Raw genomic sequence first — 16,987 nt, forward strand, 5'->3', positions numbered from 1 at the left:
TATGAGATTATATCCTGAATCAAAATTTACAGTAGAAGTGGAGGGTGAAGTAGATTTAACACTTCCATACTTTAAAGAAAAATTGGTTGGAAAACAACGTTTTCGAATTGAATCATTTTTTGGAATGAAGGAAGTATTCTATAATGGTAAATTTGAGGATAATAAGATTTATTTCACTCGAAGTATTGATTCTTGGAATAGAATACCAATTTATCCAACATCAAAAATTAAGTTTGTTTCAGATCCCAATAAGACAGTTTTAGACATTAGGTGTTCTCTTTCTGTACCTTGGATTATATTTATTTATTTAATTTATTTGCTCTTGATTTTGGTATTTTTCATGGGATGGTTTAATGCAACTTCAATTCGAGATAAAACCGTCTTAATTTTTAAGATATTAGGAGCAGTTACTGTTTTAAATATACTTTTGTTTAGTTATCATTTTTCCGAATTGAAAAATGTAAAGAACATTATAAATGAAATTGCAAAAAAATATAGTGTCAAGTCAGGAGATGAAAATTTTTAGTCTAAGCCCTTCCGAAAATTCGGAAGGGCTTTCTTTTTTTGGTAGTGTCGTCAAAAAGTTTATTTTTGAAAACACGTATCTCAACAAGCTGTATTTCAAATGCTTAATCCTGAATCAAGATTCAAAAACAAACAAAAATAACTAAAGGTGTTCACAGTGAACACCTTTTTTCGTTCTTAGAGTGATCTTAAAATCAAAAAGCACGTACGTAGTGTATCTAAAAAGTTGGTGGATCCTACAAAAAAAATATTTTCTCAAAAGTGAGAAGTAATCATTTGGTTTTTATTATTTTCAAAAAGTGAATTATTCTGTAGAATCCTATCTTTCGACTATGAGAAAAAGCGTAGCTTTTGCTCAAACCGAGAAACACATCTATGGTTCTTCGCGTTTGGGTGTTCACAACGAACGAATAGAGTTACTTGGAACCTTGAACGATACCTATTCCATGGCGAATATCCATCACCACCTCGGGAATAAGACCTACGAGTTGACAAACCACCTGGGGAACGTACTAAGTGTCATTTCAGACAAAGTGATCCCACACAACAACGGTGGAACAATTGATTATTGGTTGGCGGATCTGCGTCAGGCAACGGATTACTCTCCGTTTGGGGTGAAATTGCATAACCGGGATTTGAAGTTGACTAGTATTTCAGGAACATTTGCTCCTTATCGTTATGGGTTTAACTCAATGGAAAAGGATGACGAACTGAAAGGTGAAGGAAATAGCTACAACTTTGGAAATCGTATACATGATCCAAGGTTAGGTCGATTTTTGAGTCCAGATGCATGCGAAAAAAATTATCCTTATTATTCCCCGTATATTTTTGCTGGTAATATGCCTATATCTGCTATCGACAAAAATGGTGATAGCTTATATATTATTATTTATGTTAGTGGAAGTACATGGCATCATGGAGATGATGATCGAATGTTTAAAGCAGCAGCAATGACTAGAAAAAATAATATTGAAAGTTATCACACATTTAATAAAAAGACAGATAAAGTAGTTGTCATGCAGGTAGCTGATATAAGTGATATTAAGTATAGAGTAGAATGGGCTGTTGGAGAATATTCTGAAGAATACGGAAAAACCGCTGAAACAAGTTTGTTTAGTCATTCGGGCTTAGACGGACCGATTGGTTCAAAACCATCTAAACATAATGCACTTGAGGGATACCAAATGTCACTTGAGGGTTGGTCAAAAATAGACTTTAACTGGGGGAAAGATGCAAATATGAATTTCTTTGGTTGTAATTCTGCAAATTCAGATACAGACTACGGGGATGAAGGAAATTTCGCTCTAAATATTTCAGCGTTGGATAATTTTAAAAACACCCTTATATCTGGTCAACAAAAAAGCTCATTTCCATCTATTTATACTGACGCTAGAGAATACAATAGTGATATGTCATCTGGACAGTTTAAAACTACAAAAGAAGTATATATGGTAGGTTCAGATGGTGGTAAGGACGATGTATTTTTTAACGATGCTTACCAAATGGGAAGAGCAAAAAATGGCAAAAAATTGACTCCAAGTTATCAAGAAGGAACTAGAGAGCCTATTGATCCAGGGATATTGAAATAATTATTATGATACAAAAATGAAAAAAGGATATTATTTATTTGCAACACTATTTATTTTATTATTTATGCTAGTCTATTTTACAAGATTTGAATTTAGAAATAATGATGGATGGTACGGTAAAATATTGAATAGTATGTTTAATATGAACAGAATATCATTATTAAATCCTCCAAAGGAGCTTGATATATATTGGACTAGCGAGTTAGAAAAGGTGCAAATTGTAGCAAATTCAAAAGTATTAAATACTAATTTTGGCAATCAGTATGGAATTAATAAATTCCAATTGTTTATAAAAGGAAATAAGATTTATGAATTTGTTTTTTTTAACATAGATAAAAAAAATAGTTATGATTTTGAATTCATCTTTAATAAAGATCAAGTTGAAGTTAAAGCATCTAACCACCTTGAAGTTTTGTTGAAAAAAGAAAATGCAAAATAATGGGTAGTGTATCAAATATGTTGATTTTGAAAACACATGACATCGAATCGCTAAACACGTGTACAGTTCAAACAACGTCTAGGAAAAGAGTTCGCGACAACGAATGAAGACGCAGCAACGACAAGCGTTAGTGCGAAAGTTGCAAGGTACCATGAGTGTTTACGAGCGTGTGATCAACTCGGGTGGCTCCAGTGTATCGTATACGCAAACAGAGAAACACATCTATGGATCTTCCCGCCTCGGTGTCCATACGGAACGGATAGAATTACTTGGAACCCTGAATGATACCTATTCCATGGTGAATATCCATCACCACCTTGGGAATAAGACCTACGAGTTGACAAATCACTTGGGGAACGTACTAAGTGTCATTTCAGACAAAGTGATCCCACACAACAACGGTGGAACAATTGATTATTGGTTGGCGGATCTGCGTCAATCGACAGACTACTCGCCATTTGGAGTGATGTTACATAACAGGGATTTGAGATTAACAGATCCTGCAACTTCCAATTTAGTTGCAAGAGGACGTTACGGATTTAATGGCATGGAAATGGACAATGAGATTCATTCAGGAACGACTGGAAATGCTGCTGGAGATAGTTATGATTTTGGAGCAAGGATGTATGATCCCAGATTAGGAAGATTTTTGTCGATAGACAATTATCAAACCAAGTTCCCAGAAATGTCTCCATATTCATATGCAGTGAATTCTCCCATTATTTTAAGTGATAAAAATGGAGATTACCCAGTAGCATTGCATTATATTATTACGTATAATATAATGATAAAGCTAGGTTATTCTGTTGAGTTATCTAAAAAAGTAGCACATCTATCATCAGTCTATGCAGATCACCCAGATTGGAAGATATTCAGCGGAGCAATGCTTTTACTTAATAGAGAAATGATGAGTAAGGCTGGATTAGACCCTGATGAAATGTACTATAAAGAAAATATTGATTATTCTAGTACAAAAGATGCGCAGTCTGATGAGAAAATAGAATCAGTAAGTATTCATGGGATGAGGACTTATTGGGAGAATATTTCAACAGTAGAAGCCGTAAAACGTGCTTTATGGGGCGGTGAATTTTTAGATGATGCAGGAAATGTAGTTGTAATTGAGGGAGCCTATAAGGTGATAAATCGCTTAATGCAAACTCCTGTTGAACAGTTGACTGAAGGACAGTTGAAAGAACTTGGAGTAGCATTGCATACTATTCAAGATGCTCAAGTCCATAAGGGAACTAGATGGCTGGACAAAGAAAATGAGGATCATGTAGAGGATGCGGAAAAAGATGGACATCAATATGAACACCCAGACATGGATTGTACTATGGGAAAACATGTTGATAGAGCTATTAGGAAAACCATCAAACAGTTTAAAAAATTTGCTGAAATGAAAGAAACAAAGTCTTATGTTTTAAGTAATGAAGAAAGGAATAAAGTAAAAGATAAAAGGAGATACCGTGCAAAATTTTAAAAAATTATTTTTCTTTCTAATAATACTGACTTCCTGTGAAAAAGGAGAACGTAAATATTATGAAAGTAAAGTGGGGCAAATTGATTTGAGAATGGAGGTTAAGAGGTCAGTTTCAAATACTGTTTTAGACTATTTGGAAATTCATTTATCCAAGGAAATGAATGACAAATATGATTCAACAAGTATACGAAATGAATCCAACCAAAAAATTGCAATAGTTAAGTATTCTTATCAATCAGGTTATCATACCTTTATTGTTCATGATTCATATGAATTGCATAAAAAGAATAAGCTTATATATCTTGTTCTTTTTAAGGATGGTAAAGAGCGTAAATTGATTAAAATGTTTCGTAAATCGAAATATTACAGAAAACGTTTTAGCTTACACTAAGGGTGCTGTGGTAGTGCATCAAATCGTTACCTAATATTTAATAGAGGTAATCAAAACACGCTGTTTTTCAATTGAAAAATTGACAATCCTAATAAAATTCTAATGAAAAGCTATTTCAAACGGTGAAACTATCCGTAGAATCCCATTTTCGACTAGGAGAAAAAGTGTTGCTTTTGAAGGAGGAGCGCCTTTGATGGGAGAAGGGATTACGATGATCAAAGACGAATCAAAATTAATTGACATGGTAAGGTGATATGGAGGTTTTTTCAGTTTTTTCTTCGGATAAATTAGTGATAAATACGTTGATAGATTTTTTCTTGAAAAAGAATACTATTAAGTTTCCCAGTAGTTCCAGGAAATGCTAAAACTGCTTCCAATACTATTACATGGGAAAGAGATGATAGTCCTAATGGATATAGTGGGACAAATTACGGTGCAAGCGACGACGAAAGATTCAGTGGAGACACTCTTGGAGGAAATACCGTTGTAAAACATACTTGGACGAATCCATCAGGTAAAAAAGTTGTTTCCACCAATAGTCCCACAATCAAGCAATTAAAATGATTAAAAATGAAAATAGGTATCTGTGTATTTGCGCTTTTGTTAATAATTATGGGATGTAACCATAAAGCAAAAGAGATTAGAAATTTAAAGGTTAATAATGAATACAGTAAAATAGACACTATTTATAGTAATGATATTGCACTGGACTTGAAAGAAAATTCAGAAAGCCATCATCCTTTAGAAAAATTAAAATTCTTAGATAAGAATAATAAAAAGTTGCTTGAGTTTTCCAGGGATACTATTTTCCTTAGAGTACTATTTCATAGTGAGAAATTTCCTAATTTAAACAAGGATTATGAGATTACGATTGATCCTGTAAGTGATAATATGAAAGTGTTAGATCAAGTAAGTAGAAATAAAGTTCAATTGTTTATTGAACCTGATTCAAATCCTTTTGTATTTGACGTTTACCTAAGGTCAAAAAAGAATGTATTTAAGTCATCCTATGTGGATTCTAATAAAAAAATCACGTATACAGTAGATCCGGTAATTTTCTTATTTAGAAAGACAATAATGCCAAGTTAGGTAATGTTATCAAAAAGGGGTAGTGTCGTCAAAAAGGTGGTTTTTGGAAAAGCTATTCACAAATAATTATCTATCAACGATTTAAATTTATTCGAAACAAAAAGCAAGCAAAAATAACTGAAGGTGTTCCATGCGAACACCTTTTTTCGTTCTTAGAGTGATCTTAAAATCAAAAAGCACGTACGTAGTGTATCTAAAAAGTTGGTGGATCCTACAAAAAAAATATTTTCTCAAAAGCGTGAAATTGAATGTTCATTTTTAGTATTTTCAAATGCTTAATAAATATAGATTGAAAATCTAATGGACAATAAAAAAGACTTGGAAATAGAAGCAATCAAACGATTTGTTTTGAAAGATCGAAGACCACGTGTTTTGGCATTAATGGCAGATCGAAATATAGGTGAGGGCTTTGGTTATCTGGCTCATTTTACACGTTATTTGGATTTGAGATACTTTAAGAAAGTACCATCGATGAGCAATGATAGTGAAATTGAATTCGTTCTGAATGAGATGAAACAGCATACTTCAGCTAAACGATGCCACGTGATGTCGGAGGATAAAAGTATGGATGGAACCGAGATGGATTTGAAAGAAGCGTTAAGTGAAATTATTGGAAGTGGATCCGGACATCTTCTAATCCTTGAAAAAGGCAGGATTGTATACTACGAAAGTGAGGAAATGAAAGAACGATATGTTGGAGTTCGTATGGATAATAACTGAATACTGATTTCTCTCAAACTCGCGCCAGTTAAAGGTTATATGCAAGGTAATACAAGGATACATTGATATGAATAGTTTCTTTAAAAGTAAAAAAGTAATCACATTGAACATTTTTATATTGTCCTGTTTATTATGTTCACTGGTCTATCAATTCTTTTTTGTAGAATCCCCAACTAAACGTCTTAGAAGTGCTGTTTCTAACAGCGATTTTGCCTATTACAATAGTTCTATTTCTGATACGATTTGTGATCTAACAATTCAACATAGTCTTCATTATTATATATTCTCGGGGTATAAGGGGGGCTGTCAATTTGAAGAAGATGAAGTAATACACTTAATAGATTCATTTGTAGTGAAGAACGAAACGATCATGAAAAAACGAAAGAATGATTCTGTAATAAGGTTCATAAATAAAAAGGACACTTTAGTTGTTAACTTTGAAGTGTATAAGAAGAATGGGGTTTTATTTAATGGTGAGATAAGGTAGTTAGATTATTATGAAGCTCCCAATGATGCAGTTGACAAATAACCTTAAAAAACACAGGTTATGCAAGGAATGGTTATCCTTATAGTAGGAATTTATTTTAAAACATCGATAAACAAGGAATGAGTAAAAAATCCTATTTAATCGCTTCATTGCTGTTTTTATATTTTGCATTAAGCGATTATCCCCGATTTAATATTTTTTATAACGGGATAGCATTGATTATTAGTTTATGCTGTATTATTTTATTTATTGTTTTTTATAGAAAAGACAGATAAACTTGCAGCAGAGCTAGTAAGTAATATGGTAATGTACCATTCTGCATCTAAAGCGTTTTTTTGGAGTGTAATTAATTGAAAAACAGGTTTTAGTAATGATCTGGTTTTTCATTTTAGGTAGTACTTACCTGTCACAGCAGTAGTGTTGTCAAAAATTACTTTCTATAAGTTATAATATGGAAAACCAAAACACATTGTTTGAACGCCCCAGGGTATTTACCGGGAGGTGTGTTTGCTGGTGGCTCGTATTGTCTCACAAAATGTGTTACAGAATCTTTGAAACACGATTTTCATCATACAAATCCAACGGATTATTTAGATATTACCAATGGAGGTAAATCTTCTTCCAGATATGATAATTCAGAAATTCAGAAATATACTATACATTCGAATAATTTAGAGTAAAAAAATGAAATATCTCAAGGTGCTTATTTTTATTTTAATTTCTGCATTAACATTGATTGGTAAATGGAATGAAAGTTATATTATGTATACGAGTATACTTATTGTAATGATTTTGTTCCCTGTTATTGTAGTAAAACCTATTATTTCAAGCTATGGCTTAGGGGTGACAAGAAAGCCAAATTTCGGGAAGCTTTTTATACTTTATTTTCTTTTTATTAGTACATACAAGTATCTTGGAGATGAATTTTTGCAATCAGTATTATTCTTTTTAGATTATATTCTAATATTTGCTTGGTTTATATTGGATTTGGACAAGAAAAGAAGTGTTTAGGGAGTGAAAAAGGTGGTGAACTAGAGGACATTCAGTAGATGCTCTTTCAGATGCTATCTCAAGTGCGGGCTTAGTGGCATCTTGGATCAATGCAAATAACAAATCATTTGATGCTTTTGATATGTATGTCAAAAACTTTACAAAAGTGTTAAAAGATTATGAATCAATTGAAAAAGCAAACCAAAGTAATGATTGAAAGTGAATACGCTCAAGACCTCAAATTAATTAAAAAAGAGTTTTGGAATAGAATTTTAAGGGAAATTATTTTCGATACTATAATAATAATCTTAGGTTTTAGTCAGGGGATATTCAATAATCATAAAACATTAATAATCGGAGGAGTTTTGTTTTTGATCTCAATGATTTATTCAATTTATATTTTGAATAGACGATTTAAAATTATTTTCAAATCGATTTCATTCAATATAGATAGTTTTCATTTAAGATATTTACACTTCTTAAAAGAAAAAGAAGTTCATTTTAAAAAAATTACTGCTGAAACAAAAATTAAATTCACACATTACTCAACTAAAACGACTCTACCAATCAAAGTGAAACTATCAACTGAGTACGAGGAATTTAATATTTATTTCTTATTAAAGGAGGCTATTTTGCTTTTTCATTTTTTGGAAAATCATGGTGGAATTGTAAAAAAAGATTTTGAATTTAGACTGTCATTAAAAGAGCTAAAGATGAATAAAGAATACCAAGATGTTTATGCGGAAATTGATGATTTACTAAAGTAGTAGGTGCTGTTTCAAAATTGGGTAATATACCCTTCTGCACCTAAAGCGTTTTTGGGAGTGTAATTAATTGAAAAACAGGTTTCAATATTAATCTGGTTTTTCATTTTAGGTAATTAAGTAGCAAATAATCAAATCATGAGTTTGTCCAAAATATTATTAATTATTGAGCTTCTAGCTTTGCTCACATTTCCTTTCATTAATCTTTCATCTATTTTTGGGTTGATACTGTTGTCAGCTCTAATTTTGCTGGAGGTAATTTATTGTTATCAGGAAAAAATAAATTCTAAGGTTATAGGTACCTCAATCTTTTTACCATTACTTGCCTTTTTTTTAATAAGGGATGAAATGAAAATTTATGATTTCTTGGCGAAAAGCGTTGTTTTTATATATTTTGGATTCGTTTTATCTAGATTAACTATTTTTTATTTATTGGATAATAAAAAATAGTTCTATATCCACTCAGCTACGTCTAAAACTTTAGAAGAAAAAGTGATAGCTTTTGGAGACGAAGAATAGCGGTATGTTTTAGTCATGTTGATAACACTTTTTCAAAAACATAATTAGGTAGTGTATCAAATCTGCACCTGAGCAATTCTTGAGGTAGTGTCGTCAAAAAGTTGATTTTCAAAAGACAGAACCATAACTTATTATTTATCAGGTCTTTACCTATTGTTTAAAATCTAAAAACAAGTAGAAATAACTGAAGGTGTTCCATGCGAACACCTTTTTTCGTTCTTAGAGTGATCTTAAAATCAAAAAGCACGTACGTAGTGTATCTAAAAAGTTGGTGGATCCTACAAAAAAAATATTTTCTCAAAAGCGTGAAATCATTTTTCATTTTTTAGTATTTTCAAAAAGTGAATTATTCCGCAGAATCCCATCTTTCGACTATGACAGCCCCGACGCAAAGGTCAGACGAACTCGCGCCGCAGCCCGAGGGAATGGGGCACCGTCCCGATAGCTATCGGGATGCAAAACATGTTTATAATAATGAGGATGTACTTCAAAAATCGAGCTACTATATCCTGGATGCTCAGGGAAATGTTTTGAGTATTTATGAACGAGCAGTAAATGAAACAGAAGAAAGTGTGAGCTATCAGCAGGTAGAGAAACACATCTATGGAGCTTCCAGGTTGGGAATCTTAACGGAGGTTGTTCCGGTATTGGCTTCCGAATACACATCCTATTCCATGGATAACATTATTCATACGATCGGGAACAGGAATTTCGAATTGAATAACCACTTAGGGAATGTATTAAGTGTGATTTCGGATAAAGCGATTCCACATGATGATGGAAATGGTTTTGTGGATTACTTCCTGGCAGATATTCGTCAGTCAACGGATTATTCTCCGTTTGGAGTGACCTTGGAAAATAGAAACCTCAAGTTATTGGATCCGGTTAGTGGAAACCCGGTGAAGCGTTTGCGTTATGGATTTAATGGCATGGAAAAGGACGACGAGGTGAAAGGTAGTGGTAATAGCTATTCAACTGAGTTTAGACAATATGATCCCCGTTTAGGACGTTGGTTAAGTATTGATCCTGTCACTAAAGAGCATAGAAGTCCATACGACGGATTTAATAATAATCCAATAATCTACGTTGATCCTCGTGGAGATGATGATTATTATAATGCAGATGGAAGCTACAATAGAGAAATGAGTAAGAAATATAACAATAATGGTACTCATAATATTTATGTGTTATCAGTTGATAAGAGTGGTAAAACATTGCTTGCAGATATGCCAATTAAAACCGAGACACAAAGATATGTTGTTGAGAGAGTTATGAGTGGGTATGCGAAAAAAGCCGGGGTGTCGGGTAAAGTTAGATTGGAGAGATTGGCAAAAACTAATAGTACCATGGCACAAACACTATCGAAAACTGTAGGGGGCAAATTAGTGTCTAAAAAAGTCACCGTAAATACCAATGGTGGAATCAATGAGGATTTGAGTGATTATCACAATTTAATAAGTACACTTTTTCATGAAAGGTTGCATCAAAAAGATGTAGAAGACGGGATTTCTACCGAGAACGATAAAACTTTCAATGGTCTTATGGTACATGTCGAAGTTTATAAAAGACAAATAGAAGATAAATCAACATACGAAAGAACTTCCGCAGATTTTAAAGCAGGTAATATAGGATCGTATGCGAAACATTTGCAAGATGCTGCGAATTTACTATCAGATAGTTTTGACGAAGCAGGAGATAAGGCCAAAATACAAGGTATGATTGATTATTTCAATGCAAATGAAGGTAAAGAATATGGATTTCACATTTCATTTAGATTTGTATCTCTTGATAATACTACTGGAAAGTCAACTTATGAAGTAAAATCAACCCCAATTAAAACAAACTAAAATGAAATCAATAAGATCTTTTTTTATCATCATTTTTTTATTAAACTCTTGCTCTAATGATGAATCCAGGTTTTTAATTAATGAGACCGGGGAATATTGGGAATTAAGAGAAGTAAACTTTAATAATGTTCAAAATTACGAACGACCTTTTACACACCTTGTTTTTAAGAAAAATCATGAATATCAATTGTTTTCTAACAAAAAAACAAGCTTTGATTCTCTGCCATCAGATGCTATTATAAATGAGGAGTGGTTTTGGAATGAAAATCAAGAATTGAACATGTCGGGGTTTAGAAAATTGAAAGTTGTTAAATTAGATAAGGATACACTTGAATTTTTTTCAGATAGAATACAATATCTATTTGTAAAAGTTTCGGATTCTGAAATTAGTGGTGTTCTTAGGTAGGGTAGTGTATTAAAATTATCTGCTATTGAAATAAGACTTTAGAAGCCCTTTCGAATTTTCGGAAGGGCTTTCTTTTTGGTCCCCAAGCTAGCGCGAGTGACCTGTCCCGATAATTCGGGATCATACTCGTGCTAGCTCTAACCAGAGCACAACTTTTTTATAAGAAAAACAAGATTTATCCCTGTATTTTAAATCTACTTTTTTACTAACTTAAAGTAAATATATTACCTATTGCCGGAAGAATAAAGGAATGGAATCGAGTGCAGATGTATTTATGCCAAATCAGGTACACTTTCTTTTTCCTACCTTTACCACATTAATTCCTCCCATTGCAAAACACAGTATTAAGTCTCTCAGATTCCCTTTCCTTAACTTGCTCCCGCTCAGGGACCTGCTGTCATGGGAATTTAGTACGACTCAATCCTTGGGAGTTGATGCGTTTAGCACGTGCGAAAGGAATGTCTTCGAAAGCATTCCGGGATAAATACACCCGCGAATCCGGTTCTGTTTTACATTTCAACGGCTTACCCAATCACACAGGGAAATCTTCCTGTGGTTTGTATGAAGATGGAAGAGGATGCAGTGTGCACCCGGCACGACCATTGGCTTGCCGCTTATTTCCCTTAGGCCGGCAAATTCAAAATGGAACAGCAGAGTATATCCATGAAGGTGCGGAATTTCCTTGTTTGAAAGAATGTCCGGAAGTACTCGGTTTACCCAAACTGACCGTGGAAGAATACCTGGTTGGACAGGAAGCCGCTTTATTTGAACAGGCGCAGGATACTTATCTGGAGATCATGCAGAATCTGGCGGATATTTCCTTCGAATTGCTCCTTGATACCGGTTTGTCTGAATCAGGTGATACCGAAACACTTACTTCCTGGCGGAAATTGGGAGTAATGGATGCAGCAGCCTTAGCAAAGGAGATTCCGGATGAATGGCTGGATGCACTAATGGTCCCTGAGTTAGAAGAACCAACCGGTGAAGTGGTTGGATTTATTGAAGCTCACGATGAGCTCCTGAATAAAAAGATTCAGGAAGTAGTAACGGGCTTGACAACCTTCGATTCCATTCGGGAAACCGCTAAATGGATGATGGCAGTGGCTTTGTTTTTAGCACACGCAATCGGAGCGGACGCCAAAGGATTGTCCGAGCATTGGATTGACATTGCTAAGAGTCATGGAGCCAAAGAGTCATAAATTACGAATGATCCGGAATAGATGTGTTATCTGCGGAACAAGTGTGAAACTCTCCTGAACGTATCACAAAGTTTCCGAACTACAGTAACTCATCATTCGGCATTCAAAATTCGTAATTAGAGTATTTTAACGTCTTCCCTCGAAAAATAGACTTACCTTCTTTGCTATAAACTGACACTTACTAACTGGGTTTGCACTTATTGCCATCACAATTAAAAAAACGATTGCCATGGAGAAGAAACAAACACCAAGAATGAGTCGGAGAGAGCGCAAGAAAGCGATGACTCCGGAAGAACGAAAAAAACGCAGGAAAAAACGTCGCATTATTTGGGGATCCATCTTGGCTACACTGATTATTTTCAGACTACTCTTACCTTATATCGTTTTGCACTACGTAAACGGAAAACTCGAGAACCTGGAAGAATATTACGGTCACGTGGATGATATCGATATCCACTTGTATCGTGGAGCATACGAAATCAAGGACATCCAAATCCTGAAGAAAGTGGATAAAGGTGCCAAAAAGGATACGATTCCCTTTTTCAAATCTCCTTCAATCGACTTGTCCATTGAGTGGAGTGCCATTTTTAAAGGTTCCATAGTAGGGGAAATTAGTGTCGAAGAGCCTGTGATCAATTTTGTGAAGGACAAGCACAAAGGGGAAGATATGAAAGCGGATACGGCAGATTTCGCACAATTGGTGGATGATTTGATGCCGGTAACCATCAACCGCTTCGATATTCACAACGGTCAGGTGCATTTCCGCGATCTGGAGGCCAAGCCGAAGCTGGATATTGCCATGAAAAATATCAATATAACGGCCACCAACCTCACGAATGTAACAGACAGCAAGGAATTGCTTCCGGCAACATTGAAGGCGACGGCTGAAGCATATCAAGGGAAGTTTGTCCTGAATGCGAAGTTCGACGGACTGGCAAAAGTCCCGACCTTTGATATGAATGTTTCCCTGAATGGCCTGCACCTTGTTTTATTGAACGATATGCTCCGGGAATATGGTAACTTCGATGTGAAGAAAGGAACCTTCAGCCTGTATGGTGAGTTTGCAACGAAAGAAGAAAAGTTCGGTGGCTATGTGAAACCTTTCTTAAGAGATTTGGACGTCGTTCAGTGGACGAAAGAAGAAGGGAATTTCAAACAGATTCTTTGGGAAACGTTGGTTGCCAGTGCGGCTGAGGTCCTTCAGAACCAGAAAAAGGAACAGCTTGCAACCAAACTACAGATCAACGGAACCTTTGATAAAGCAAATTTGAATACATGGGGGGCGATCAGTTATGTATTGCGTAATGCATTCTTACATGCGCTGCGCCCTGCGGTGGATAATTCGATCAGTATCAATAACCTGAACGAAGGTGGTAAGAAAACGTTCCTGGAAAAATTATTCGGAGGAAATCAGGAAAAAAAGGCAGCGCGAAAAGAAAAGAGAGAAGCGAGAAAGGAAAAACGCGAAGAGCGTAAAAATGAACGAAAAAAGAAAAAATGACATTGAAATTTCGATTTAGGCACGTTCTGTTGATCCTGATACTGGGAATAGTTGGTTATGCCATTTATTTCTTCATCCAGCGGCATAGAATGATCAATCTCTTAATTCCTGAGGTGAAGGAAATAACCTTGATAAAGGCAGATTTACATGCTGATACCGCCTTTATTGAAGTGAATATGATTGTGAAAAACAGGGCACCTTACCAAATGAGTATTGATAGCATTATCTGTAACTTGTCTTTAGGCGGGACCAAAATTGTTTCGGTAAGTCAGTACATCGGTTTGCGACAGGAAAGTGGAGAGTCGGATTCGGTGAAGTTTTCCGTCAATATCCCGATCAGTCACACGAGGAATAAGATTATGAGTCTGCAAAACCAGGATTCGACCGGGATTGAAATTGAAGCGATGATCGTTTATTCGGGGTTTATGGTGCCGTTTGCTAAAAGCCAGAAGATCGAAGTACCTGTTCCGCCCAGGTTCCGGCTTGTAAAAACCGAGAATTTGGAAGTGAAGTTGTTTAAGAAGAGAGTCACGGCTGATTTTTTCCTGGAATTAATCAACGAGGGAAAGAATCTTTCATTGGATCTTCACGATCTTCAATATAAAATGACAATTGGCAATGATTTTACCATGCAGGGGAAATATCATGATCTTTCAATCAGACCACAGTCGTCTCAGATCTTGAAATTCCCGGCAAATCTTAAGATGACCCATCCCGGAAAAACCATGATGAAAATAGTTAGGGATGAAGACCGCCTGCCATTTCGGGTGATGATCAGCGGTTATCTGGATATCGGCAAAATGAAACGGATTCCGGTTGTGATTTTTGGTTCCGGTAAACTGGAAATAGTCAACGAGGTGAAGAAAAAGGCGAAGAAAAAAGCAAAAAGGGAGAAGAAAAGGGAGGATCGTCAGGATAGGAGGGAAGACCGGAAAGACGCGAGGGAAGAGAAAAGAGAAGATAGACGGGATAAATAACCCAAATCGGTAGCATAATTCTGTTTGCCACGAATACACGAATTATTGGCTCGGTTAACACGCTCGCAAATTATTATTTTAATATTGAAACAGCTGATTGAGTTAGAGAACAAACCTTTTGTATTTGAGACTATCTTCATTGAAGTTGACTAACAGTCCAAGTGGCAAATCTGAAACTGCTAAATAGTTAATGACTTGTGCATAATGTGATTTCGTGAGTTGGCTAGTAGACTTTACTTCCAAAATAATGGAGTCAAAAATTACAAAGTCCGCATAAAAATGATGAGGTAGAATGATATCCTTGTAATGAACCTTGAATTCCTTTTCCCGATTAAATAGAATTTTCTCTCGTTTGAACTCATACTCCAATGCATCTTTATAGACAATTTCGGAGAAACCATGTCCTAGATTTCGGTGGACTTCCATGCATAAACCTATAATTTCATAGGCTTCACTTTCTAATACTAATTGCTTCATTTACTTTAAGATAATAAAAAAGTTCATTTGAAACAAGTAGAGAAATACTAAAATCTTAACTTATTGACATATCTCTGAAAACTAAGTTAAAAAGAAAAGCGTGGTGTGGGGCTCAAAAGTGTGAGCGCGTTAGCCGAGCTGAAATTAGTGAAACAACGTTCAGCGAAGCTAATTCGTGGCACACATTTTACCACACAAAAGCCTCTTCGTGAAACCAATTATCATGAACCCTTAAGGTTTGTTCGATCACATCACGAGCGCATCCTTTGCCGCCAAAATAAGGAGATTGATAGTGCGAAATATGTTTGATCTCAATTGCAGCATCCTGTGGACAAGCAGCCATCCCAACCAATTGCATCACTTGGTAATCGGGTAGGTCATCTCCCATGTACAAGACTTCGTTGTCTTTGAATCCGTGTTTTTCCTTTAGGTTCTCGTAAACTCTGACCTTATCAGAAGAGCGCAAATGAACTTCCGATACGCCCAGATGCAACAAACTGGTTTTGACATCTTCCGAGCTTCCACCTGTGATGATAAATACCTTGTATCCTTTTTTGACTGCATACTGAATGGCGTATCCGTCTTTGGAGTTCAATCCGCGCAGGAGTTCTCCATGATAAGGGAAAACCATCCCGTCTGTCAATACACCGTCAATATCAAAAATAAACGTAGAAATGTCATTCAGCCGTTCTTTGTAGCTAATCATATTATTTGTGGTGTTTGATGATACTTTTTGTCAATGTCTGATAAATGTTTTTCTGATCCGGTTCCAATAACTCCAAATGCTTCTTGATCGTACTTTGATCATTACGCACTGCCGGACCTGTCATAATATCGTGTGGATTATTCGTTTGGATTTTCTCCATGGTCTGATTGATCAAAGGTTTCAACCAGTCAAATTCAATTTGATGTTCGTCACAGTAATGTGCTGCCAGATCGATGATGTGATTGGTGAAATTATTGGCAAATACGGCTGCAACATGCAAGTACTGGCGTTTGTCATCTGACAATTCGATTGCATTTCCACTGAACTCTTTTGCCAGCTTCATCAGAAAAGCATTGAATTTGGAGTCTTTCGCTTCAATGAAAAGCGGTAATCCTTTCCAATGAATACTTTGATCCGATTTGAAACTTTGCAAAGGGTAGAAGGTACCTACCGGATATTTTGTTTCCAGGTGATTCAGGTTGACCGTTCCGGAAACAGAAACCACCGGTGCGTATTTTGAAACGAGTTGGATCATCTCCAGCATCGTATTGTCGTTCACTGCGCAAAACACGATGTCGAAGTCGATGAATTCCTTGAAATCATTGGTGAATTGAACATCCTTCACATTCATGGAATCAGGCAGGTTGTTTCCTGAACGTGAGTAAACAGTTACATGAGAATATCCTAAGTCAATCAGGCGTTGGAGAAAATGAATTCCCACATTTCCCATTCCTACAATTCCAATTTTTAATTTTTGGCTCATAGATCAAAGTTATCATTTATTCATAAACTGGTTAAATCCCTTATGCACATTGTAGATACAATTAACCACAAGGGACACGAAGCACACGAGGATTTTTTACAGTATTCAAAAAAACAAA

The 16,987-nt window shown here is 35.4% G+C and carries 16 protein-coding genes; 13 read left to right on the top strand and 3 right to left on the bottom strand.

Annotation, left to right across the window (positions count from 1 at the left end):
- The first annotated feature begins 1 nt into the window (after position 1).
- From AAG807_RS10830 to AAG807_RS10890, 13 genes are all read left to right on the top strand, one after another.
- Positions 2-526, top strand: a complete 525-nt coding sequence (locus AAG807_RS10830) for a hypothetical protein (RefSeq protein WP_341903543.1) — start codon at positions 2-4, stop codon at positions 524-526.
- 331 nt (positions 527-857) lie between these two features.
- A complete protein-coding gene (locus AAG807_RS10835; protein WP_341903546.1) occupies positions 858-2,114 on the top strand; it encodes an RHS repeat-associated core domain-containing protein in 1,257 nt (418 codons plus the stop codon).
- Positions 2,115-2,130: 16 nt separating this feature from the next.
- Positions 2,131-2,553: a hypothetical protein gene (locus AAG807_RS10840; protein WP_341903547.1), complete on the top strand. Its 423-nt coding sequence runs from the start codon at positions 2,131-2,133 to the stop codon at positions 2,551-2,553.
- A 103-nt stretch (positions 2,554-2,656) separates the two neighbouring features.
- On the top strand, positions 2,657-4,033 hold the full coding sequence (locus AAG807_RS10845) for an RHS repeat-associated core domain-containing protein (protein ID WP_341903549.1): 1,377 nt from the start codon (positions 2,657-2,659) through the stop codon (positions 4,031-4,033).
- Positions 4,020-4,424: a hypothetical protein gene (locus AAG807_RS10850; RefSeq protein WP_341903552.1), complete on the top strand. Its 405-nt coding sequence runs from the start codon at positions 4,020-4,022 to the stop codon at positions 4,422-4,424. The genes AAG807_RS10845 and AAG807_RS10850 overlap by 14 nt, the downstream gene beginning before the upstream one ends.
- 570 nt (positions 4,425-4,994) lie before the next feature.
- Positions 4,995-5,513 (top strand): hypothetical protein, encoded by a 519-nt coding sequence (locus tag AAG807_RS10855; protein WP_341903555.1) that lies wholly within the window; start codon positions 4,995-4,997, stop codon positions 5,511-5,513.
- A 300-nt stretch (positions 5,514-5,813) separates the two neighbouring features.
- On the top strand, positions 5,814-6,233 hold the full coding sequence (locus AAG807_RS10860) for a hypothetical protein (protein WP_341903558.1): 420 nt from the start codon (positions 5,814-5,816) through the stop codon (positions 6,231-6,233).
- 1,656 nt (positions 6,234-7,889) lie between these two features.
- Complete coding sequence (locus AAG807_RS10865) at positions 7,890-8,477, top strand: hypothetical protein (protein WP_341903560.1); 588 nt, start codon at positions 7,890-7,892, stop codon at positions 8,475-8,477.
- Positions 8,478-9,418: 941 nt separating this feature from the next.
- Positions 9,419-10,840 (top strand): RHS repeat-associated core domain-containing protein, encoded by a 1,422-nt coding sequence (locus AAG807_RS10870; RefSeq protein ID WP_341903563.1) that lies wholly within the window; start codon positions 9,419-9,421, stop codon positions 10,838-10,840.
- Between the two features lies 1 nt (position 10,841).
- Entirely contained in the window at positions 10,842-11,246 is a 405-nt protein-coding gene (locus AAG807_RS10875; RefSeq protein WP_341903564.1) for a hypothetical protein, read from the top strand.
- Between the two features lie 329 nt (positions 11,247-11,575).
- Complete coding sequence (locus AAG807_RS10880; protein ID WP_341903567.1) at positions 11,576-12,445, top strand: YkgJ family cysteine cluster protein; 870 nt, start codon at positions 11,576-11,578, stop codon at positions 12,443-12,445.
- A 229-nt stretch (positions 12,446-12,674) separates the two neighbouring features.
- Complete coding sequence (locus AAG807_RS10885; protein WP_341903570.1) at positions 12,675-13,946, top strand: DUF748 domain-containing protein; 1,272 nt, start codon at positions 12,675-12,677, stop codon at positions 13,944-13,946.
- A complete protein-coding gene (locus tag AAG807_RS10890) occupies positions 13,943-14,923 on the top strand; it encodes a hypothetical protein (RefSeq protein WP_341903572.1) in 981 nt (326 codons plus the stop codon). Before AAG807_RS10885 ends, AAG807_RS10890 begins: the two co-directional genes overlap by 4 nt.
- A gap of 102 nt (positions 14,924-15,025) precedes the next feature.
- Here AAG807_RS10890 and AAG807_RS10895 read toward each other — a convergent pair whose 3' ends face one another.
- The 3 genes from AAG807_RS10895 to AAG807_RS10905 form a co-directional block, all read right to left on the bottom strand.
- Entirely contained in the window at positions 15,026-15,400 is a 375-nt protein-coding gene (locus AAG807_RS10895) for a GxxExxY protein (RefSeq protein ID WP_341903574.1), read from the bottom strand.
- A 187-nt stretch (positions 15,401-15,587) separates the two neighbouring features.
- On the bottom strand, positions 15,588-16,106 hold the full coding sequence (locus AAG807_RS10900; RefSeq protein WP_341903575.1) for a 3-deoxy-D-manno-octulosonate 8-phosphate phosphatase: 519 nt from the start codon (positions 16,104-16,106) through the stop codon (positions 15,588-15,590).
- A gap of 1 nt (position 16,107) precedes the next feature.
- Complete coding sequence (locus AAG807_RS10905) at positions 16,108-16,869, bottom strand: Rossmann-like and DUF2520 domain-containing protein (RefSeq protein WP_341903578.1); 762 nt, start codon at positions 16,867-16,869, stop codon at positions 16,108-16,110.
- Positions 16,870-16,987 lie beyond the last annotated feature (118 nt).

The sequence above is a fragment of the Fluviicola taffensis DSM 16823 genome (assembly GCF_943372375.1).
Taxonomy (GTDB): domain Bacteria; phylum Bacteroidota; class Bacteroidia; order Flavobacteriales_D; family Crocinitomicaceae; genus Fluviicola; species Fluviicola taffensis_A.